The following is a 19875-nucleotide window of genomic DNA, read 5'->3' on the forward strand; positions in this document are numbered from 1 at the left end:
CGGCAGCATTGCACTCGCGGTGCTGCCGTTCTCTTTTATCCTCTGCCGACAAGCGGCATCTTCGTTGCCATGACAGTCATCGAGAGGACGTTGGCATCGAGCGGCAGGGTTGCCATGTAGACGACGGCGCGGGCGACATGCTCTGCCGAGATCGTCGGCTCTGCCGCGGTCTCGCCATTCGCCTGCAGCACGCCGGCGCTCATCCTTGCGGTCATATCGGTGGCGGCATTGCCGATATCGATCTGGCCACAGGCGATGTCGAAGGGTCGGCCGTCGAGTGCCGTCGACTTTGTGAGGCCGGTGATGGCGTGCTTCGTGGCCGTATAGGGTGCGGAATGGGGCCGCGGTGTAGTTGCGGAGATCGAGCCGTTGTTAATGATGCGGCCGCCTTGCGGCACCTGAGCTTTCATCAGGCGGAACGCCTGCTGCGTGCACAGGAACGCGCCCGTCAGGTTTGCGCCGACAATCGCACTCCACTGCTCGAAACTCAACTCCTCCATCGGCACGGCCGGCAGGCCCATGCCTGCATTGTTGACCAGAAGATCGAGGCGGCCATAGTGACTGGAGATCGCATCGAAAAGGCTGCGAACCGATACAGGGTCACTGACATCGGCCGCCACCGCAAGAAACTCCGCCCCCGTTTCTTCGGAGAGCTCGTGGGCGGCTTTTTCGAGAACGTCAGTCCGGCGCCCTGAGATGACGACCTTGAAGCCTGCCGAGCCGAGCGCCTTGGCAATGGCTCGGCCAATGCCCGTGCCGCCGCCGGTCACCAGCGCGATTGCGCCTCCAGTATTCGATGACGCCTCCGTCATGCGACCCTCCCGTCCAGTTCGTCTTCGATATGCGCCCGCAGGATCTCGTCGAAGCTCTGTTCGGCCTTGAAACCGAGATCGGTCGCACGCTTGGCGTCGAATTGGGTCGCCCATCCGGCGACGATGCGTTCGATCACCGGGTCAGGCTCGCGGCGGATGAGCGCAACCGCCTTGTCGCCACCGACACGGCGGAGCGCATCGATCTCATCGGAAACGAGCGCCGAAAGTCCCGGCATGGTGAGATTGCGACGCGGCCCGACCTTCGCCGTGTCGAGCGTTGCGGCGTGCACGAAGAAGCTGACGGCAGAGCGGGGACTTGCAAACCAGTGCCGCACCGTGTCGCTGACGGGCAGGACAGCCTCCTTGCCGACCAGCGGCTCGCGCAGAATGTTGGAAAAGAAGCCGGAGGCCGCCTTGTTGGGAGTGCCGGGACGCACGCAGATGGTCGGCAGCCGGATGCCGATGCCATCGAAAATGCCTCGGCGCGAATAATCGGCAAGCAGGAGCTCCGTGATTGCCTTCTGCGTTCCGTAGCTCGTCAGTGGCGCGGTCAGGAAATCGTCGCCGATAATTTCGGGGAAGGGGGTGCCGAACACGGCGATGGAGGAGGCAAAGATGACGCGCGGGGTATAGGCCGATTTCAGGCCCTGTTGGCGGATGGCTTCGAAGAGCGCTCGCGTGCCATCGAGATTGACGGAGTATCCTTTGTCGAAATCGACCTCTGCTTCGCCGGAGACGATGGCGGCGAGATGGAAGATCATATCCGGGCGGTCTTCGATGAGCTTTTCCGCAACGCCGGCGATCGCAAGGTCGATCGTCAGGGCTTTCGATATGGATTGAAGCGCTTCCGGCACCGGCGGCTGGAAGGCATCGACCAGCGTCAGGCGATCTATAGCCTTACCGAGAACCGTCGGCTCGGCGGCGATGCGGTTGACGAGCTTGCGGCCGACCATGCCGGCAGCGCCCAGGATCAAAACATGCATATCGGATTTTCCTCCCAATAGAGCAATTCCAGGAAAAGTGCGTATCGGTTTTCCGACCGGAATTACGAGAAAACAAACAGACGGAGCGGCTCAAGGATTCAATGAAAAGCTGAGCTGCTCCAAGCTGATATCAGTGTTCGTGAGACTTCCCGAGTGAATCTCCTTGAAGGCCGCTATGCATGCTGGATGCCGGGCGCTACGTCATTTGTATGCTTGCAGCCAGGCGAGCCCGGCCTCTGTTGTGGTTGTCGGCCGATATTCCGCGCCGATCGGCCTGTCATAGCCAAGCTTCTCCAGGAACTGCAGAATATGACGGTAGTCGATCTCCCCGTGGTCCGGTTCCCGCCGATCCGGAACGGCGGCGATCTGGATGTGGCCGATTGCCGCCATATGATCCTGCAGCCTGCGGGTCAGGTCGCCCTGCATGATCTGGATGTGATAGCAGTCGAACATCAGTTTGAGGTTCTCGGCGCCGGCCGCAGCTATGATGTCGAGTGCCTGATCCGCCGTTTGAAGGAAGTAGCCTGGCGCATCGCGATAGTTGAGCGGCTCGATCAGGATGGTCGCTCCTATCTTGCCGGCGCGTTCGCAGGCATAATGCAGATTGGCGATGAAAGTGCCCCGTGCCACGTCGCCGGCGGACTTGCCCGCCATCACATGCACGTTTCGCGCGTCGATGGCGGCCGCATAATCGATCGCCTGATCGATGAGGCGACGAGCTTCATTCTCGCGGCCCGGAATGGCGGCAAGCCCGTTATCGCCAGCCGCGACATTGCCGCGAGCGGTGTTGAGGCCAAGCATGGTAAGGCCTGTTTCCTCCAATGCCTGACGCACAGCTTCAGCGGGCGTGTCATATGGATAATGGCATTCCACCGCATCGAAGCCGGCGGCTTTGGCAGCGCGGATGGCGTCGGGAAGGGAAAGCTCCTGCCACAGGAAACCCAGATTGGCGGAAAAGCGCGTCATGTTTAGTCCCACTCCACGTCATAGGTGCGAACGAGGTCAGCAATCTGCGCGTCCGTCAGCAGCGAAGGATTAGTGCCACGGGTCAAGATGGCAAGCTTTGCCGTCTCTTCCAGTTCTTCAATCGCATAGACCGCCGCCTCCAGATCTTTGGCTGAAACGACGGGACCATGTGCCGCCAGCATCACGGCGCTGCGCTTGCCGGCGAGTCCGCGAATGGCATCGCCCATCGCCGGGTCGCCCGGCATGAAATAGGGCAGGAGTTTTACTTTGCCGAGCTTCATGATCGAATAGGCCGTCAGCGGCGGCAGCATGTTGTCGGCATCGACGCCGGGCAGGATCGAGAGTGCCACCGAATGGCTGGAATGGAGATGAACGACGGCGCCTGTCTTCTTCGGCCGTGTCTCATAGAAGGCGGCATGCAGCGGCATTTCCTTGGTCGGCTTGTCGCCGCCGATCAGACGCCCTTTGTCGTCGAATAGCGAGAGGCGTGCGGGGTCGAGGCGTCCGAAGGAACTGCCCGTCGGCGTCACCAAAAGCCTGCCGTCCCCAAGGCGTGCCGAAATATTGCCGGAGGAGCCGGCGGTTAGACCGCGGTCGTAGAGCGACTTGGCCATCATGCATATCTGTTCACGCAAGTTCGCTTCTTCGCTCATGCCGTCTCCAATCGGTCGAAAGCATCCGTAAAGAAGGTTTCCTTGCCGAAATTGCCAGATTTTAGAGCTAGAGCGACTGTTTCACCTCCAAGGGTCGTGAAAGTCCAAGGCACGCCGGGTGCGATTTCCGGCCCGATAGTCAAATGGGCCGCGCCGAGTGCCTGCGTGATTGCGCCGGACGTCTCGCCGCCTGCAACGACGAAACGGCGCGTGCCGCAATCGAAGGCCGTGCGGGCGATCTCGGAAAGAGCGTCCTCGACCACTTTGCCTGCCTTGTCCTGCCCTAAACGTTCTTGCGCCTGCCGCACTTCATTAGGCTCGGCGGTGGCGTAAATGAGTTTCGGCGCTTCGGGGGATTGCTGGCGCAGCCATTCCAGCGCGGTGCCGGGGCCTTCCTCTGCAAGCGCGATCGGATCGAGCCGCAGGCTGGTGACCTTGCCGGCGTAATTGGCAACCTGCTTCCGCGTCATGGCGGAGCAACTGCCGGATAGGACGATCGAACCGCCGGTGATCTTTGGCAGTGCCTGTCGATGTTCGGAAAGGCTGACGAGACCTTGCTCCATGTAGAATTGCGGAAGCTGGCCGGCAATCGCGCTGCCGCCCGTTACCAGCGGCATGTCGAAAGATGCTGCTGCGATCGTTCGAAGATCGTCGTCGGATACAGCATCGACGATTACATGCCGAATGCCGCCGTTGCAGAGTTGCGCCAACTTTGCTCTCAGCGATTCCGCACCCTTCGAGACGATATTACGGTTGGCAAGGCCGACAGCGCCATTCACCTGCGGCGTCAGAAGCCGCACGAGGCTTGAATCGTGCATCGGCGTCAGCGGGTGGTCCTTCATCGGGCTTTCCGACAGAAGCTGCTCGCCGACGAACAGATGACCCATGAAGATGCTGCGTCCATTCTCTGGAAAGGCGGGGCAATAGATCGTCTGGGCCGCACCCGTTTCCGCCATCAGCATCTCAGCGACCGGACCGATATTGCCGTCGGCGGTGCTGTCGAATGTCGAGCAATATTTCCAGAAGAAGCGGTTAGCACCGGCTTCCTTCAGCCATGCCAGCGCCTGACGTGCCTGCTTCACGGCGATATCGACCGGCGACGTCCGGCATTTGAGGGCGATGACCTCGAAAGCCGCGGTCTCCTTCGGGTAGCGTCTGTCTTGCGGAATGCCGATCCGAAGTGAAACGGGCAGTCCGCTGCGCGCCAGCAGCGCGGCAAGATCGGTCGCGCCGGTAAAATCATCGGCAATGCAGCCAAGCAGGAGCGTCATGGCCTATTCCTCTACGCCCGGCAGGCTGGCGCCGCTCCTGGCGGCCAGGATCTTCGCAACCGCGGCGTCATCCTCCAGGCCCAGGCCCGCCTCCGATGCTTCGACGAAGAGGTTAAACGCCGTCGCGGCGAGTGGAGTGACGGCGCCGGCTTTTTCGGCCTCCGATGTGACGATGCCAAGATCCTTGACGAAGATGTTGACTGCCGAGCGCGGTGTATAGTCGCCCGATACGATGTGTTCCCCGCGGTTTTCGAACATCCAGGAGGAGCCGGCGGACACACAGATCACGTCATAGAGCGTCTTCAGATCGATGCCCGCCTTGGCGGCAAGCGTCATCGCCTCGGCCGTTGCAGCAATGTGCACGCCGGCCAGCAACTGATTGATCATCTTGACCTGCGAACCGGCACCGGGACGATTCCCGAGACGGAATACCTTGGCGGAGATGGCGTCGAACACCGCGGATGCCTTATCGAAGGCCGCGGGCGTCCCGGATGCCATGACGGTGATTTCGCCCGCGAGCGCCCGGACGTGGCCGCCGGAAACGGGGGCATCGACGACGAGCATGCCTGCTTCCTCCAGTTTTTCGGCAATGGCGATCGTCGCGCTCGGGGCCATGGTGGTGCAGAGCAGGAACACGGTCGAGGGCCGTGCGGTCTTCAGCGCGCCATCCTGCCCGAAAAGCACGTCTTCGACCTGCTTGCTGTTGACGACATAGACGAGGATCACGTCGGCATCTTCGACCGCTGACGCCGGCGTTGTGCAGGCTGTGCCACCGTTCTCGGCAAAACGGGCGAGGACCTCGCTGCGAACATCGCAGCCGCGCACGCTAAAACCCGCTTTCAGAAGGGACAGGGCGGCGCCCCAGCCCATGGACCCCAGGCCGATGACGGCGACCTTCTTCGTGTTTTGCACAGCGCTACCTCTGCGTTTTCGGCTATGTTACCGGTACCGGTATCGATAACAAGCTCATTTTTCCGGTATTTGTCAATAGCTGGATGTTTGCCTTTTCCAGGAAACATCCTATGAAGAAGAGCGGCGATGTGCCAGCCGCATGGGTTCATCGAGGGTTGCTTGGGGATGCGCAAACCCACTCTGGAAGAAGTCGCGATTGAAGCGGGCGTCAGCAAGATGACGGCATCGCGTGCGCTTCGCGGCGTCGCCGACGTTTCCAGCGAGACGCGTGACAGGGTGATCGAAGCAGCGACGCGGATGAACTATGTCGGCAACAGGCTGGCGCTCTCGCTATCCTCGCAGCGCACCAATCTGGTCGCCGTTGTCGTTCCCAGCATGTCGAACATCGTCTTTCCGGAGGTCCTTGCCGGCATTTCCGCCGGGCTCGACGGTTCCGGCATGCAAGCCGTGTTCGGCATATCCGATTATGATGTCGCCAAGGAGCGCGAGATCATCCGCGACATGCTCTCCTGGCAGCCCTGCGCCATCATAGTCACCGGGCTTGATCAACCGGGGGAGACGGTGGAGTTGCTCCGCCACGCCAATATTCCGGTCATCCAGCTCATGGATCTCGACGGCACGCCGATCGATTTCAATGTCGGACTGTCCCATCGCGCGGCGGGAGAGGATATGGCCGAGGCTCTGATTGCGGCGGGGCGAAGACGGTTCGGTTATGTCGGCAGTGCTCTGACAAGGGATCTGCGCGCGGCTAAGCGCAAGGCCGGCTTCGAACGCGTCCTGCATGCCCATGGTCTGGCGTTTGCCGAGCAGCGGATCGATGACGCCTTTTCCTCGATCGCGCTTGGAAAACGGCTGACGACGGCCATGCTCGCGGCGGTGCCGGATCTCGATTGCATCTATTACTCCAATGACGACATGGCGAGTGGCGGGCTGTTTTCCTGCATGGAGCTGGGCGTTGCGGTTCCCGAGAAGATCCTGATTGCCGGCTTCAATGGGCTGGATCTGGTCGGTTCGCTGCCTGCGCGGATCGCTACCTCCCGCTCGCCCCGGCGCGCTATCGGCGAGGTTGCGGCTCAATTGGTGCGCCACGCAGTCGTGACCAACGGGGATGCGATGGGAAAAACCATAGTGTTCAAGCCGACAATCGTGGGAATTGACGGCTATGGAGCGGCTGCCGGCGCTTCTTGATATCTCGTCATAATTTCTCTCGTCCGACGGCGCGATGAAAGTCCAAACCTTGCCGGCGCACGCTGGAGGCCAATATCCTCTTCGTTGGTTGCTTCAACTGGGAAACAGCTGCGCGCTGTGACCGTCTCTTTCGTTCGGCACAATGTGCTCTTCTCAAGCAAAGGATCTTCGAGAATGCGATTCCCCCAGGCTGTGATTTTCGCTTTTGCCGCCAGTGCCATATCCGCGATTTCCTCGGGAACATGGGCTGCCGGCTTTAAAGATATCGTCGTTTCGACCAAGGAGGATTCGGATGCTGCTCAAAGCAGCTTTGCTCCCGATACGCCGAAGATTTTTGTTTCAGCCCATCTGACGAAGGAGGTCCCGTCGGGGAGTGATGTCAACATTGCATGGATTGCCGTCGACACCGGCGGCGCGGCGCCGCCGAATTACAAGATCGATAGTGTCGATCTGCATATCGGCTCCCTGACCAATCACGTGAAATCCGCGATGACGAAACCAAACAATGGTTGGCCCGTCGGGAGCTACGAGATCGAATTTTCCGTCAACGGCAAGGTGATGGAAACGACCGGCTTCACCATCAAATAGACCGCGTGCGCGGACTGAGGTCGGCGACAGGTCCGCTTGAACCATGTGTGCCGTGATGCCTGCATGTGGGTTCCTGCCTGATCACCCTAAGCTTTGCAACAAGATTTCCCGGAAAGTCCACAGTTCGGAAATGTTCGGAAACCGGCAGGCTAAGACAATCGGATAGACGCATAGGCAGTTACCTTATTGCGGAGTCCGACTGCCGATGTTCCTGACCAATCCGTGGCAACGGGAAGAGTTGAGCCATATCGTTGTCACCACCTTTCATGAAAAGGGTTATCGCGACTACGGCAAGAAATGCATCGAGACCTTCCTTGCCCGCTGGCCGAAGGAAGTTTCCTTGGTCGTTTATGCCGAGGATGTCGAAATCGAGGAGAAGGACCGCCGTCTTCTGGTGTTCGACCATTGTGAGACATTGCCCCGGCTGCGCAGCTTTCGCGATGCCCATGGCAGCAAGCCGCAGGCAAATGGATATATCTCGTCAGGCAATGGGTTGGTGCGGGATTTCCGGTGGGACGCGGTGCGCTTTTCCAACAAGGTCTTTGCGGTCGCCGATGCCGTCAGGCGCTATCATAACACGGTCGATCAGCTGATTTGGCTCGATGCCGATACCGTGACCCATAGGGCCATTCCGAAGAGTTTTCTCGACGGAATCGCGCCGCGTGGAAATCAGCTTGCCGCCTATTTGAACAGGAGGATCTATCCCGAATGCGGATGGGTGGGATACAATCTGCGTCATCCGGCGATATCGACCTTCATCGACCGTTTCGAAGGGGCTTATTCCTCCGGCTATTTCCTGACGCTGAAGGAAAGCCATGACAGTTTCGTCTTCTGGAAGGTGCTCCAGCAGATGGAACGGGACAAGGAAGCCAGATTCAGGCGGCTCGGCTCAAGCCTGACGAAAACCCATGTCTTCATCAACAGCGCCCTGGGCAGCTATCTGGATCATTTGAAGGGCGACAGGAAGGCTGCCGGAAGGAGCCGCCGGCGTGATCTCAAATGGCATCGCCGCGAGCCATGGTGGCAATGATTGACGCTCATTTCTGATAGGGACAGCCCTGTACCGCTGGGGGATGGCGCGGCCGATCAAGTTGTTTTTCAAGGTGCATGGCACTAATCTGGGTAGCATTGAGGGATTGGGAATTCATGCTCGACGATTCGATCCTCCCGACAGAGATCGCTGTTTCACTTGGCCTGCTATGCAATATCGGTATCCCGCTTCTAGCCTTTTGGGTGGCGGGAAAATTGCCTCGGTTCCGTCTCTGGATCCACGCCGTCGCTTTCGTCATCATTCTTGCTTCGCCGCTGACGGCTATGATCCTCGGCTTGCCTGATCTGCTTCCCGAAGAGGAAGAAAGCCCGGGCGCTCGTTTCGCGTTTCTGCCGCTGATCATCGAGGCGGCCATCATCGTGCTGCTCTATTGCTTGGCCGGCGCGATGTTGCTGTCCCAGTCGATCCATTCGGCAATCACGGACTGGCACGGTCGAGACCGGCTATCGCAGCCGCTGCCTCCCCGCCGTACCGCCGGGAGGAAACCATACATCTCCAAAGGCTCCAAAACGCGATAGCTCTTGTTCAATCGAACACACCGGCGTCTTCATGCGTTGTCCGCCTGTGCCGAGGAGAGCGAAGAGTTTCGCACCTCCCTTCGGCTGAGACATGCCACGCAAAAACGCTGCGATCGTGCGGCAGCGCGGGGCCTAATCGGGCTCCGGCTGCGTTCAGGCAGAGTTCATGCGAATCGGCGTATCTCTATCTTTTTCCACGAGACAGGAAATGGGGGTAAGGGAAATGCTTGAAGGTTTGGTACGGATTTCGCGAATCGCCGTGGTCGGATTGGCCGCGTTGCAACTGATGACGTCTGTCGCTTCGGCGCAATATTATGGCGGCGATGACGGTTATGCGCCGCCGCCCTGGCAGCGTGACCAGGATCGAGACTGGAGAGGTCCGCCGCGCGGCTGGGATCGTGACCGCGACAGGGGCTGGGATCGTGATCGCGGCTGCGACAGACGCGATCTCATGCGCGCCGCGCGGGCGGAAGGTTTCCGCCGCATTGATTCGGTCGACAGCAACGGACGGCGCATCGTCGTTCGCGGTTGGAACGACGGCGGTCCAGACCGTATGGTCTTCGCCAATCGACGCGGCTGCCCGGTTCTCGACTGACGCTCGAAGTAAAGCATAAGCGGAAGCCGAGTGTGGATCGGCCTCCGCTTATATCACGGCAGCGCATGCTTTTGACTGGCTGAAAGCCATGCGTTTGCCGCGGCCTGCGAATTTTACGATAGCTTTGCCGCGCCTTTCAGGCGGCGGCGAATTTCTTCTTTGCGGCTGTGACGCTGTCGATTTGCTCGGATTTGGCCGATATTTTGGCGTCGGCGCACTGCTGTCTGACCAGAAGCTGCCAATATATGCCCCACGGATCTCTCACAAGGCCGCGATCATCCGGACGACTTTTCCCCAGCGCATAGCGCAAACGGTCCGCCTCATCCTGTGTCGCACATTCGACCGTGATGGAAGAACTGTGCTCCGAGCGGTCGAATGGCCCTGCCTCGAAACCCATATAGGCACGATTTCCAAGCGTGAAGCCTGCAAACTTTACGCTGCCGGCCGGTCCATTCAGATTGTCGGTGAGAATACTTGAGACCCATCCGGCTGCCGAACCCGGGATAAGCGACGTATAAAGTTCAATCGCCGTTTCCATGTCATGTTGAAACCAGAGATGTTGCCTGATCTTCATCGTGACCTGCTTTCTACAAATCTTGCCTGGATGGGGCAGGGCATGAAGGAAGCATGCTGACTGCTTGCCTAATAAAATTCATGCCGCCGGTGAGCCGCCTTCTTGTTCTTTTGAGCGGTGTCACCGACGGCATGCTGAAGAGTTGCTTCTAACCGTTCGTGCTCACCCCTGCGGAGCGCGGACGGACGCGGAACACTATTTCTCAGCAACTCTACCAGCGAGAGCCATTACATAGTCATCGGCAATATCGGCCAAGGTCAAAGCGACCTCGGGCTCGTTCCAGCCGGCCGTGAGCGCCATTTGAACAAAGTCACGAAAGGCCACTTCAAGGACCTCTTCGCGCTCGACCGCGCGGTAAGAGTCATTGACGGGATGCTGAGGCTTGCTGATCTCTATTGTCTGGCGCGTAGATACCATTGCTGTTTTCCCTATGACTTGCCCCGTTGGACGCACAGTACATCACCAAACACTAGGGCTTTGATCTCCGAACGACTATTGTTCTTCTTTTTTAATGGGTTACGCACCATATGTCGTTAGACGTGCATCCAGAAACTTGCAGCAGCGTCCATTTTCGCAATTGCTGAAGTGCGGTTTCGGGCAGACGCAGGGATTGGTGGGAAGATGTGCCCTTCACGTGCACATGCCCTCCGGACGCGCGCCTGTCTTGAGGCATCGAAATCCGCTGTCTAGTGATAATAGCCGAGGGTTTTCAGCCATTCGTCGAAGGAGTGGCTGCTCCCGGACGATGCCGGTGAGATGACCTGCCCGAGATAGCGCGGGATGGTAAGGTTTCTAGCTTCACGGGGACTATAGCCGAACTCCTTGCCGAAGGCTCGGCTGAAGTGCGCTGCCGAGGAAAAGCCGACCGCAAAGGCGATGTCGACGATCTGCTCCCGATTGGCGGGATCACTGAGGGCGGCATGAGCCGACAGGAGGCGACGGCGCTGAATATAGTGGTGCACGCCGCCATATTGTTCGAATATCTGATAGAGCCTGGTGCGGGATATGCCGAGCTCGCGGCATATATGCTCGACTGTCAGATCGCCCGAAGTGAGATTGCCTTCCACGAACCGCCGCACGCGTTCCGTCAGGGCGAGGGTGCTATGCTGCTCCGTGCCGGTCGATTGCGCTGCCGAGGTCGAAACGGAAGCCACGATCATATTGCGCACCGTCTGGACGACATGCGGTAGATCGGTGGCTGCAAAGCGCGCAATATTGTTTTCGACGCTATCAAGGAATTCGATCAACATGCTGGTGAACACGCCGGAGAGCGCAATATTGTTCTCGATCTCCACAGGTGTGGGAACGTCGAACAGCAATGCTCTCGGCAGGAAGAGCGAGAGGCCTTTCGCCTCGGTAGAGCGCCCTCGAAATGGGTGTCCCAGCGATCGCAGTTCGACCTTGCCGGGCTTGCCTTCCAGAACTCGGCTATCGACCTCTGTCCAGGTCCGGCCGCTGCTCAGTACCGAAATGTGCCAGTGATCAATGTGGTTGGTTTTCGCCTTCGCTTGCGAGCGCATGTAGCTGTGGGGCGGGGTGTCGTGTTGAACGATGAGCATGCCGCCGAGATTCCACGCGATGTGGTCTGCCGGGAAGCCGGCTTCCGGCGAGACATTATCCGGCAGTCGGACATCAGCCACGGGAGCGACATAGGCTTGCCAGGCGGCAAATTGCGCGGCCGGCTCGATGTCGCGCGTCGAGAACTTCAACGGCTGCAAGGCTGGCGGAGGCAGGGCTTCCTCAGTCGCCGCTTCCTCCGATCGCGGAAAGCGCCGCCGTTCTGACTGCAAGGATTTCCTCTCCTTGCGCCATGACTGATCCTTCGCCTCGTCTGACGCAGATCCGGATCGTTCTTCGCGCCGAAAATCAGACAATCCGCTCTCCTCGAATACGGCCAGGACGGGACATGAGCGCCGCCATCAACTCTCTATCCATCATTCAAGCAGGCGGTCGTTTCTGCTTCGGGCCGCCGCCCTCTTCAGCGTGTCGATATGCTGCTGTAATCCCTGCCGTATTCCTAGCCCTTTCACCATACTAAGGCTTTCAATTGCTGCGCATTTTAGAAAAAGCAAGTGTTGCGGGTCGCCAAACCCATATTCCCGCTGCAATTGCCGCAAAATATGGCGCTGGCTGAGCCGATTTGTCTCGTGCCGGCACATCTGCCAACTCAAACGCGGCATGGGGATCGGCATCCTCCGTCCGAGCATATTCAGGCGAAAACGAAAGCCCGCTTCATCGAGACACCCTGCAAAACGGCTGCGAAACGGTTCCGCTTTTGCCTCGTTGGTGTGGCACCGCCCGGCAGCTGCCGTATTTTCCGAAGATTTTGACAGTCGCGTCTTGCAAACGACCAATTCCATTTTCACAGACCCTATGCGTAGTTTGCAGTTGCCCATTCCGCCAAGCTTGCCTAGGCAGATATCAACTACAATTTTTGGAATGAGACATGACCGAATCTTCGATAATCCCCGTCTTCGATGGCCATAACGACGTGCTGCTCCGGCTGCGTCGCGGCGGCTTGAATTCTGTCAACGCTTTCCTGAATGGTGAAGCTGCCGGACATATCGATTTGCCTCGCGCGCGCCGTGGCGGCCTCGCGGGCGGTCTCTGCGCCATATTTATCCCGTCGCCGGATCAACCAAGGGCTGAAAATGCCGATTTCGCAACACCTGCTCAGCCCGACGCCCTGAATGAAACCCTGGCGATGGCACGGCTTCTGCTTGCAATCGAAGCCCGGTCCGAGGGAGCTGTGAAGGTTTGCCGCTCGGCCGCAGATATCAAGCGGTCGATTGCCGAGGGCCAGTTCGCTGCGGTATTCCATATCGAAGGTGCGGAAGCGGTCGCGGCCGATCTCGATGCGCTTTACGTCCTTCATGAGGCTGGCCTGCGCACGCTCGGACCTGTCTGGAGCCGCCCCAACGTCTTTGCCTATGGTGTGCCTTTCCGGTTTCCTTCGACGCCGGATATCGGCCCCGGGCTCACCGACGCCGGCAAGGATCTGATCCGCGCCTGCAACGAGCTTAGGATCATGATCGATCTCTCGCATATGAACGAGCAGGGATTCTGGGATATCGCTAAACTATCGAATGCGCCGCTGGTCGCCTCGCATTCCAACGCGCATGCCATCAGCCCGCATAGCCGCAATCTGACCGACAAACAGCTTGATGCGATCCGCGATACCGGCGGCCTGGTCGGCATCAATTTCGGCGTGCTCTTCCTGCGGGATGATGGTGTGAGGAACACTGACACGCCGCTCGAAGTCCTCGTTCGCCACGTCGCTTACATCGCCGAACGTATCGGCATCGAGCATGTCGCGCTCGGCTCCGATTTCGACGGCACGACCATTCCAGCCGCGCTTGGCGATGCGAGCGGCTTGCCGAAGCTGATCGAAGCCCTGCGTGCGCATGGGTTCGACGATCAGGCGCTTGCCAAGGTCGCGCATCAGAACTGGGTCCGCGTCCTCGAACAGACTTGGGGCGGCTGAGGCGCGCGCTCGTTTCTGTCCGAGGCAGGCGACCGCTCGACTATCGCTCCACGAGGTTGATCGACAGCGGATGCATGGGCCGTAACGTGACCTTCATGACCGGCTTGGGCGAAGGCTCGGTCGAGCCGGTTACGCGGAATTTCTGCAGGAGCACGGCTAGGATCGCGACGGCCTCCATCATCGCAAAGCCGTTGCCGATGCAGACGCGCGGACCGGCGCCGAAGGGCATGAAGGCATAGCGATGGCGGTTTCTTGCCACTTCCGGCTTAAAGCGGTCGGGATCGAAAACCTGCGGGTCTTCCCAAAGGTCCGCATGATGATGCACGGCGTAGATCGGTACATAGATAATAGTACCGGCCGGTATCATGTGCGGCCCGATGGCAAATTCGCTAGTTACCGCGCGCGAAACGATTGGCGCCGGCGGATAAAGCCGCATGGCTTCGGAAAAGATCTGCCTGGTGTAGGTGAGCTTGCCGAGATGTTCGGCCGTCAGCGGGCCGCCCTCGGTCACGGTGGCAATCTCTTCGAAGAGTTTGGCCTGGCAGTCGGGATAGCGTGCAAGAAGATGGAAGGTCCAGGCAAGACCGAGCGCCGTCGTCTCGTGCCCGGCGGTGATGAAGGTCATCAGATTGTCGATGACCTCTTCGTCGGTCATCATGCGACCGGTTTCGGGGTCGGCTGCGTCAAGCAGCATGGAAACCAGATCGCTCCGTTCCCCGCCGCTGCGGCGCCGTTCGGCAATCACCGCGCCAAGGGTCGTTCGCAGGAAGGCAACGGCCGATCGCGCTTTCTCCTTGCCGGGATGTGGCATCCAGTCGGGCAGGCCAAGAAGGCCCATCGCGAATTTCCAGCCGGTCGGCTTGAGATAGTTGGTGATATTGTGCTCGACCTTGTCGACATCGATGCCATCGCCACCCGACATCATCGTATCGACGATGATATCGAAGGTGGTGCGCATCATTTCCTGACACAGGTCGATGGGGCTGTTCTTGTGGGTGAGCCAGAGATCACGCCTGCGCCCAGCAGCCGCAATCATGGCCGGCTGCAGTTCCAGCAGTTTTTCATGGCGAAAGGCGCCGGCCACCGATTGTCGCTGCCATTTCCAATGGGCGCCATCGGAGGTGAGAATGCCATTGCCGAGGGCCGGGCCCAGCACGCGGCGGACATCCTCACCTTTGCCGAGCGCATCGGAATTGCGCACTAGCGCCTGATAGATGAGCTCAGGATCGGCGAGATAGATCCGCAGTTTTCCACCCACCTTGGTGAAGACCATGGGCTCGGTGAAGATTTCCGGCGGCAGCGCGTCGAGCGGATTGCGGATCAGCGATAGGAGGACATGCGGCATGGAGCGCGGAGTGAGGGGAAACGTCGTCTGCGAGAGATCGGCAGCGTTCACGCGTGCATTCATCCTTCAGTCTCCTTGTTCAGCCCGGCAGATGCCTGTAGATCAGGATTAAGGTATTTGCCTTACGAAGAATAAGGTGGACACCTTAGAGCTTCAAGGGGGAAACGAGATGGCGGCCAGCAAAGGTGGCAAGAGGAAAGGTGAGAAGAAGGAAGTGGCTGTGCGGCCCGATACGCGCGAGCGGATTCTCGTCTCGACATTGTCGCTCTTCAATCAGAAGGGGCCGGAAGCCGTCACCACGGCGGAAATCGCCAAGGCCGTGCGCATCAATCAGGGCAATCTCTATTATCATTTCCGCACCAAGGAATCGCTCGTCCTAGCGTTGTTCTCCCGCTTCGAAGCCGATGCTTTGGCGCTCGTCAGGCAAGCCGATTGTGTAGAAGGGGCGGATTCGAAAGCCTATGCCGGCTTTTTGCGCGAATGGTTCTCGCTGATCTGGACACATCGCTTCCTCTTTCGCGATATTCCCGGCCTGTTGGCAATCGCGCCCGGCTTGAGAGGGCCGATCCTGATGGTCAGCGCCGGCATGCGTGTTTCCGTCGATGCCATTTTTCAGCGCATGGAAGAGGCCGGCCTGATCAGCGCCGCCGCGGAGGAGCGCAATGCATTGATGACCAATATGCGGATCGTTGCCACCTACTGGGCCGTCTATCTCGGCCTTCAGGAGGGCGTGGGTGAATTGACGCCCCAGCATGTGCATTGGGGGCTCGGTCAAGTCGCGAGCCTGTTGCGACCCTATCTCTCGCCGCAGGCACGGGTCGATCTCGAGAAGATGCTCGCGGAACCCTTCGCCTGAGGCTTTTACGCCGGGTAAGTCCTTGCCGCCATTCCCTTGGCAAAGGAACAAAGAATCTCCGAAGCCAGCCAAAATCGGATGATTTAATCTACTAAAAACATAGGGTTTATATCTAATAATTGCATGCGTCGCAGGGTCATCTATCCGTCAGACGACGCTTCCGATGGATCGTGAGGATCGCGACGATGAGATTATTTACACGGCTTGCCCTGTCGGCCGTTGCCCCGCTTCTTCTGGCACAGACCGCGCTGGCTGCCGGTGTGAACGGTGCGCCAGCGCCCTTCGACAAGGGCGGTGTAAAAGTTGCTCTGGTGAGCTATATCTCCGCCGGCGATTTCTTCCAGGCCTATCAGGCGGGTGCCGAAGCTCAGGCCAAGGCGCTCGATATCGATCTTCGCGTTTTCCCCGGGCGCCAGGATGCAGCCGCCCAGCGTGAACAGATCCTCCAAGCGATCAATCTCGGCGTTTCTGCCATCGTCATCGATCATGGCTTGCCGGAATCGCTTGGCGATGTCGTGCAGCAGGCGCTCGACAAGGGTATCAAGGTCGTCGCCTTCGACGTCAATCTCAACAATCCGAAGATTCCGCAGGTCGAGCAGAGCGATCACGAACTTGCCGACCTCGCCCTGAAGCAGGTCGTCAAGGACAATGGCAACAGCTTCAAGGCGGGCTATGTCTATGTCGCCGGCTTTGCGCCGCTCGACCGCCGCAATGAGGTCTGGGATGCTTTCAAGAAGCAGAATGCCGGCGTCGTCGAAAAGGCCCGTTTCGGTAACGTCAGCGATACGACCGCGACCTCGACCGCCGATCAGGCCAAGGCAGCGCTTGCGGCCAATCCCGATATATCAGTCATCTTCGCGCCCTATGACGAGTTTGCCCGCGGCGTGAAGCTTGCCGCGACGGATCTCGGCATCGCCAACAAGCTGAAGATCTATTCGGCCGACGTATCGACGGCCGACATTCAGGAAATCACCGAACCGGGCAGCCCATGGGTAGCGACGGTCGCGACCAATCCGGCCGTCGTCGGCGCCGTTTCCATCCGTGCCGCCGCTTTGCAGGTGGCAGGGCAGGAGGTCCCGCATCAGATCACCGTCAAGCCGACACTGCTGACGCAGGAAGGACTCCGCGCCGCCAACGTCCAGACGATCGAGGAACTGGCCAAGAAAGTTCCGGCCTTCAACGCCAGCGATGCAGTGACCGCCAGTTGGATACCGGACAAGCTTTTTTAAGCGGCCATTCTAGAGATGCCGGCGGGATTTCGGATCCCGCCGGATTACGCTACTGAACCGGAGTTCACATCATGAGCCAGTCCAACGTCGTCTTTGCGAGCAATCGAAACGCCACGCGTGCGGATCTCTTCGCCAGAGCCGAAGAGATTGCAGCCGATTTTTCCAAGCGCGCCGCAGAGCTTGACCGCGAAGGTCGTCCGCCGCTCGGCGAGATCGTCAAGCTGAAAAATGCCGGCTTGTTGAACGCGCTGCACGAAACGCAGATCGGTGGCGGCGGTCTCGATTGGGTGGATGGTTTGCGGTTGGTGCGCATTCTTGCGCGCGGGGAGAGCTCTATCGGCCAGCTTCTCGGCTATCACTACGTCAACAGCCAATACATCTATTGGGCCTTTGACGAGGCACGCGCACAGGAGCTCGGCGGCAAGACGGTCGCCAACAGCCTTTATTGGGGTGCGGCGGTCAATCCGCGCGATCCCGGCCTCGTGCTGACGCGCCGCGGCAATTGCTATGTCCTGAACGGCCGCAAGTCCTTTTCCACGGCCGCGCACGTCTCCGATTACGTCAACGCCAATGCTGCGCTCGATGACCGGATCGTCGGCTTCGCTGTCCCGACCAATCGGGCCGGTTACAAGGCCAATGACGACTGGGACAATTTCGGCCAGCGCCTTTCCGACAGCGGCAGCGTCGAGTTCCACGACTTCCCCGTCTACGAAGAGGATCTGGACAAGGCGGCATCGACCGGTGGCGAAGCGCCGGTACTTGCCACCTTCAACACGCCGCTCATCCAGCTGGTCTTCGTGAACTTCTATCTGGGCACGGCGGAGGGCGCGCTGCGCGAGGCTGTCGATTATGTCCGTACCACGACGCGGCCCTGGATCACCTCCGGCGTCGAACGTGCATCGGACGACCCTTATATTCTGGAGCGTGTCGGTGAATTTACCGCAGCCCTCAAGGCATCCGCCGCTCTGGCCGACAGCGCTGCCGCGGCGGTTCAGGAGGCTCTTGCAAAGGGACATAAGGCAACGGCGCGCGAACGCGGTGAAGCAGCGGCCGAAGCCTATGCGGCAAAGGTGCACGCGACCCATGTTGCCCTCGATATTACCTCGCGCGTATTCGAGCTCACCGGCGCCCGCTCGACTGCGGAGAAATATCGCTTCGATCGTTTCTGGCGCAATGTGCGAACGCACACCCTGCACGATCCGGTCTTTTACAAGGCCAAGGAGGTCGGCGAGTTCGTGCTGAACGATCGGATTCCCGAGGTCAGCCTCTACAGCTAAACGCGGGGGCGAGGACGTGGTGGAGTCTAAAAAGTGGATCGGCTCGTAATCCGAGCCGATGGCGGCTTCACCCGCGCTCAAGGTCGGTCAACGTCATTGGCATCTCGTGTGATGTGGGTCGGTGTTGGAACACGCCACAGCTTAAGGATGGCTCGCCCGATTGTGGCCTTCGCGCAACGCTGATGGCTGATGCTCTGATATCCGGCTCACAAATCCTGTGCTCAACTCACTAATCTGTGGAGGGCTGTCGCAGCTCGCCGCAATGCGCACACGTTCCTCATTAGGATCTCTTCACTCACGAATCGCTTTAGACGTCCAGAAGGGCAGGCGATCTCGATTGAGAATGAAATCGATCCAATGGAGTCCTTCATGGCTGACATCCGCGCACCACTTTCAGGGGTGATACCGAAGATTTCCGTCGTCGGTGTCGGCGGTGGCGGCGGCAACGCAATCAATAATATGATCGCGCAACAACTTCAGGGCGTTGAATTTATAGCGGCAAATACGGATGCGCAGGCGCTTGCGACGTCCAAAGCGACCAGACGTATTCAACTTGGCGCACAGGTGACAGAAGGTCTCGGTGCGGGCTCCCTGCCGGAAATCGGACGAGCCGCCGCCGAGGAATCCATCGATGAGATCATGGACCATCTCCACGGCACGCACATGTGCTTCGTGACGGCCGGAATGGGTGGCGGCACTGGCACGGGCGCCGCCCCGATCATCGCTCGGGCCGCGCGTCAGGCGGGCATCCTCACGGTCGGAGTGGTCACCAAGCCCTTTACGTTCGAAGGCAACCGTCGCATGCGCACGGCCGACGAAGGCATCGAGCGTCTCCGTGAAAGTGCAGACACTGTCATCGTCATTCCCAATCAGAACCTGTTTCGCATTGCGGATGCCACGACCACCTTCGAAAATGCCTTTGTGACCGCGGACCGGGTCCTGTATGCGGGCGTCAGCTGCATCACGGATCTGATCATCAAGGAAGGTCTCATCAACCTCGATTTCGCCGACGTCAAATCCGTGATGCGAGGAATGGGACGTGCGATGATGGGAACGGGCGAGGCGTCAGGGCCGGGCCGCGCGTCGAAAGCGGCAGATGCCGCCGTCTCCAATCCGCTTCTCGACGACATGAGCATGAAAGGCGCGCGGGGCGTGCTGATCTCCATTTCCGGCGGAACAGACATGACGCTGTTCGAGGTCGATGAGGCCGCCAGTCGCATCCGCGACGAAGTCTTTGCCGATGCCGATATCGTCGTCGGTGCGATCTTTGACAAGAATCTCGACGGGGTGTTCAGAGTATCGGTCGTTGCAACCGGTCTGGAAAGTCTCGCGGCGTCCGCCGGTCAGCCCATGGAAATCAGTATGGATCGGCACTAGCGCAATTCCGGGAAAAGTGCGCAGCAGTTTTCCGTCCGGAATTGCGTGAAAGCAAAGCGCTAAAGCGGTTTAGGGATTCCGTGAAAACTGAACCGCCCTTCTGTAACGGGCCTTCCCGAGTCAATCCCTTTTGAGCTTAATCCCTCGCCGAGTGCTTGCTTCTGTCCGCAGTCGACGCTGAGCCGCTGCGTTATGG

General features: G+C 59.4%; 21 protein-coding genes. 10 read left to right on the plus strand and 11 right to left on the minus strand.

What is annotated here, in order from left to right; genetic code table 11:
- Nucleotides 1-35: 35 nt before the first annotated feature.
- From PH562_RS14740 to ltnD, 6 genes are all read right to left on the minus strand, one after another.
- Nucleotides 36-812: an SDR family oxidoreductase gene (locus tag PH562_RS14740; RefSeq protein ID WP_285173823.1), complete on the minus strand. Its 777-nt coding sequence runs from the start codon at nucleotides 810-812 to the stop codon at nucleotides 36-38.
- A complete protein-coding gene (gene denD / locus PH562_RS14745; protein ID WP_285173824.1) occupies nucleotides 809-1795 on the minus strand; it encodes a D-erythronate dehydrogenase in 987 nt (328 codons plus the stop codon). The genes PH562_RS14740 and denD overlap by 4 nt, the downstream gene beginning before the upstream one ends.
- A gap of 201 nt (nucleotides 1796-1996) precedes the next feature.
- Nucleotides 1997-2761 carry a hydroxypyruvate isomerase family protein gene (locus PH562_RS14750; RefSeq protein ID WP_285173825.1) on the minus strand — a complete coding sequence of 255 codons (765 nt, stop codon included), beginning with the start codon at nucleotides 2759-2761 and terminating at the stop codon, nucleotides 1997-1999.
- A 2-nt stretch (nucleotides 2762-2763) separates the two neighbouring features.
- Nucleotides 2764-3414, minus strand: coding sequence for a 3-oxo-tetronate 4-phosphate decarboxylase (gene otnC / locus PH562_RS14755; protein ID WP_285173826.1), 651 nt, complete (start codon nucleotides 3412-3414; stop codon nucleotides 2764-2766).
- On the minus strand, nucleotides 3411-4685 hold the full coding sequence (gene otnK / locus PH562_RS14760; protein WP_285173827.1) for a 3-oxo-tetronate kinase: 1275 nt from the start codon (nucleotides 4683-4685) through the stop codon (nucleotides 3411-3413). The genes otnC and otnK overlap by 4 nt, the downstream gene beginning before the upstream one ends.
- Before the next feature lie 3 nt (nucleotides 4686-4688).
- A complete protein-coding gene (gene ltnD, locus PH562_RS14765; RefSeq protein WP_285173828.1) occupies nucleotides 4689-5597 on the minus strand; it encodes an L-threonate dehydrogenase in 909 nt (302 codons plus the stop codon).
- A gap of 165 nt (nucleotides 5598-5762) precedes the next feature.
- Between ltnD and PH562_RS14770 the strand changes: the two genes are divergently transcribed.
- The 5 genes from PH562_RS14770 to PH562_RS14790 all read left to right on the plus strand — a co-directional run bounded on the left by PH562_RS14770 (nucleotide 5763) and on the right by PH562_RS14790 (nucleotide 9537).
- Nucleotides 5763-6785 carry a LacI family DNA-binding transcriptional regulator gene (locus PH562_RS14770; protein WP_285173829.1) on the plus strand — a complete coding sequence of 341 codons (1023 nt, stop codon included), beginning with the start codon at nucleotides 5763-5765 and terminating at the stop codon, nucleotides 6783-6785.
- A gap of 174 nt (nucleotides 6786-6959) precedes the next feature.
- On the plus strand, nucleotides 6960-7373 hold the full coding sequence (locus PH562_RS14775) for a hypothetical protein (protein WP_285173830.1): 414 nt from the start codon (nucleotides 6960-6962) through the stop codon (nucleotides 7371-7373).
- Nucleotides 7374-7578: 205 nt separating this feature from the next.
- Entirely contained in the window at nucleotides 7579-8403 is an 825-nt protein-coding gene (locus PH562_RS14780; RefSeq protein WP_285173831.1) for a hypothetical protein, read from the plus strand.
- A gap of 116 nt (nucleotides 8404-8519) precedes the next feature.
- Complete coding sequence (locus PH562_RS14785; RefSeq protein ID WP_285173832.1) at nucleotides 8520-8942, plus strand: hypothetical protein; 423 nt, start codon at nucleotides 8520-8522, stop codon at nucleotides 8940-8942.
- 223 nt (nucleotides 8943-9165) lie between these two features.
- Nucleotides 9166-9537, plus strand: coding sequence for a hypothetical protein (locus PH562_RS14790; protein WP_167078014.1), 372 nt, complete (start codon nucleotides 9166-9168; stop codon nucleotides 9535-9537).
- A gap of 136 nt (nucleotides 9538-9673) precedes the next feature.
- Here the strand turns inward: PH562_RS14790 and PH562_RS14795 are convergent, their stop codons facing one another.
- From PH562_RS14795 to PH562_RS14810, 4 genes are all read right to left on the minus strand, one after another.
- Nucleotides 9674-10111, minus strand: coding sequence for a VOC family protein (locus PH562_RS14795; protein ID WP_285173833.1), 438 nt, complete (start codon nucleotides 10109-10111; stop codon nucleotides 9674-9676).
- A gap of 195 nt (nucleotides 10112-10306) precedes the next feature.
- On the minus strand, nucleotides 10307-10528 hold the full coding sequence (locus tag PH562_RS14800; protein ID WP_075853184.1) for a hypothetical protein: 222 nt from the start codon (nucleotides 10526-10528) through the stop codon (nucleotides 10307-10309).
- 269 nt (nucleotides 10529-10797) lie between these two features.
- Nucleotides 10798-11901: a helix-turn-helix domain-containing protein gene (locus PH562_RS14805; RefSeq protein ID WP_285173834.1), complete on the minus strand. Its 1104-nt coding sequence runs from the start codon at nucleotides 11899-11901 to the stop codon at nucleotides 10798-10800.
- 144 nt (nucleotides 11902-12045) lie between these two features.
- On the minus strand, nucleotides 12046-12471 hold the full coding sequence (locus PH562_RS14810; protein WP_285173835.1) for a hypothetical protein: 426 nt from the start codon (nucleotides 12469-12471) through the stop codon (nucleotides 12046-12048).
- Between the two features lie 86 nt (nucleotides 12472-12557).
- Between PH562_RS14810 and PH562_RS14815 the strand changes: the two genes are divergently transcribed.
- Nucleotides 12558-13595 carry a dipeptidase gene (locus tag PH562_RS14815; protein WP_113228761.1) on the plus strand — a complete coding sequence of 346 codons (1038 nt, stop codon included), beginning with the start codon at nucleotides 12558-12560 and terminating at the stop codon, nucleotides 13593-13595.
- 40 nt (nucleotides 13596-13635) lie between these two features.
- Here the strand turns inward: PH562_RS14815 and PH562_RS14820 are convergent, their stop codons facing one another.
- A complete protein-coding gene (locus PH562_RS14820; protein WP_285173836.1) occupies nucleotides 13636-15003 on the minus strand; it encodes a cytochrome P450 in 1368 nt (455 codons plus the stop codon).
- Nucleotides 15004-15109: 106 nt separating this feature from the next.
- Here PH562_RS14820 and PH562_RS14825 point away from each other — a divergent pair, with 106 nt between their 5' ends.
- From PH562_RS14825 to ftsZ, 4 genes are all read left to right on the plus strand, one after another.
- Nucleotides 15110-15796 (plus strand): TetR/AcrR family transcriptional regulator, encoded by a 687-nt coding sequence (locus tag PH562_RS14825; protein ID WP_285173837.1) that lies wholly within the window; start codon nucleotides 15110-15112, stop codon nucleotides 15794-15796.
- 185 nt (nucleotides 15797-15981) lie between these two features.
- Nucleotides 15982-17025: a substrate-binding domain-containing protein gene (locus tag PH562_RS14830; protein ID WP_285173838.1), complete on the plus strand. Its 1044-nt coding sequence runs from the start codon at nucleotides 15982-15984 to the stop codon at nucleotides 17023-17025.
- Nucleotides 17026-17096: 71 nt separating this feature from the next.
- Nucleotides 17097-18302, plus strand: coding sequence for an acyl-CoA dehydrogenase family protein (locus tag PH562_RS14835; protein WP_285173839.1), 1206 nt, complete (start codon nucleotides 17097-17099; stop codon nucleotides 18300-18302).
- A gap of 369 nt (nucleotides 18303-18671) precedes the next feature.
- The gene (ftsZ, locus tag PH562_RS14840) at nucleotides 18672-19679 is read left to right on the plus strand and encodes a cell division protein FtsZ (protein WP_113228906.1); all 1008 of its coding nucleotides are present in this window, start codon (nucleotides 18672-18674) and stop codon (nucleotides 19677-19679) included.
- Nucleotides 19680-19875: the final 196 nt, after the last annotated feature.

The sequence above is a fragment of the Rhizobium centroccidentale genome (assembly GCF_030182565.1).
Classification (GTDB): domain Bacteria; phylum Pseudomonadota; class Alphaproteobacteria; order Rhizobiales; family Rhizobiaceae; genus Rhizobium.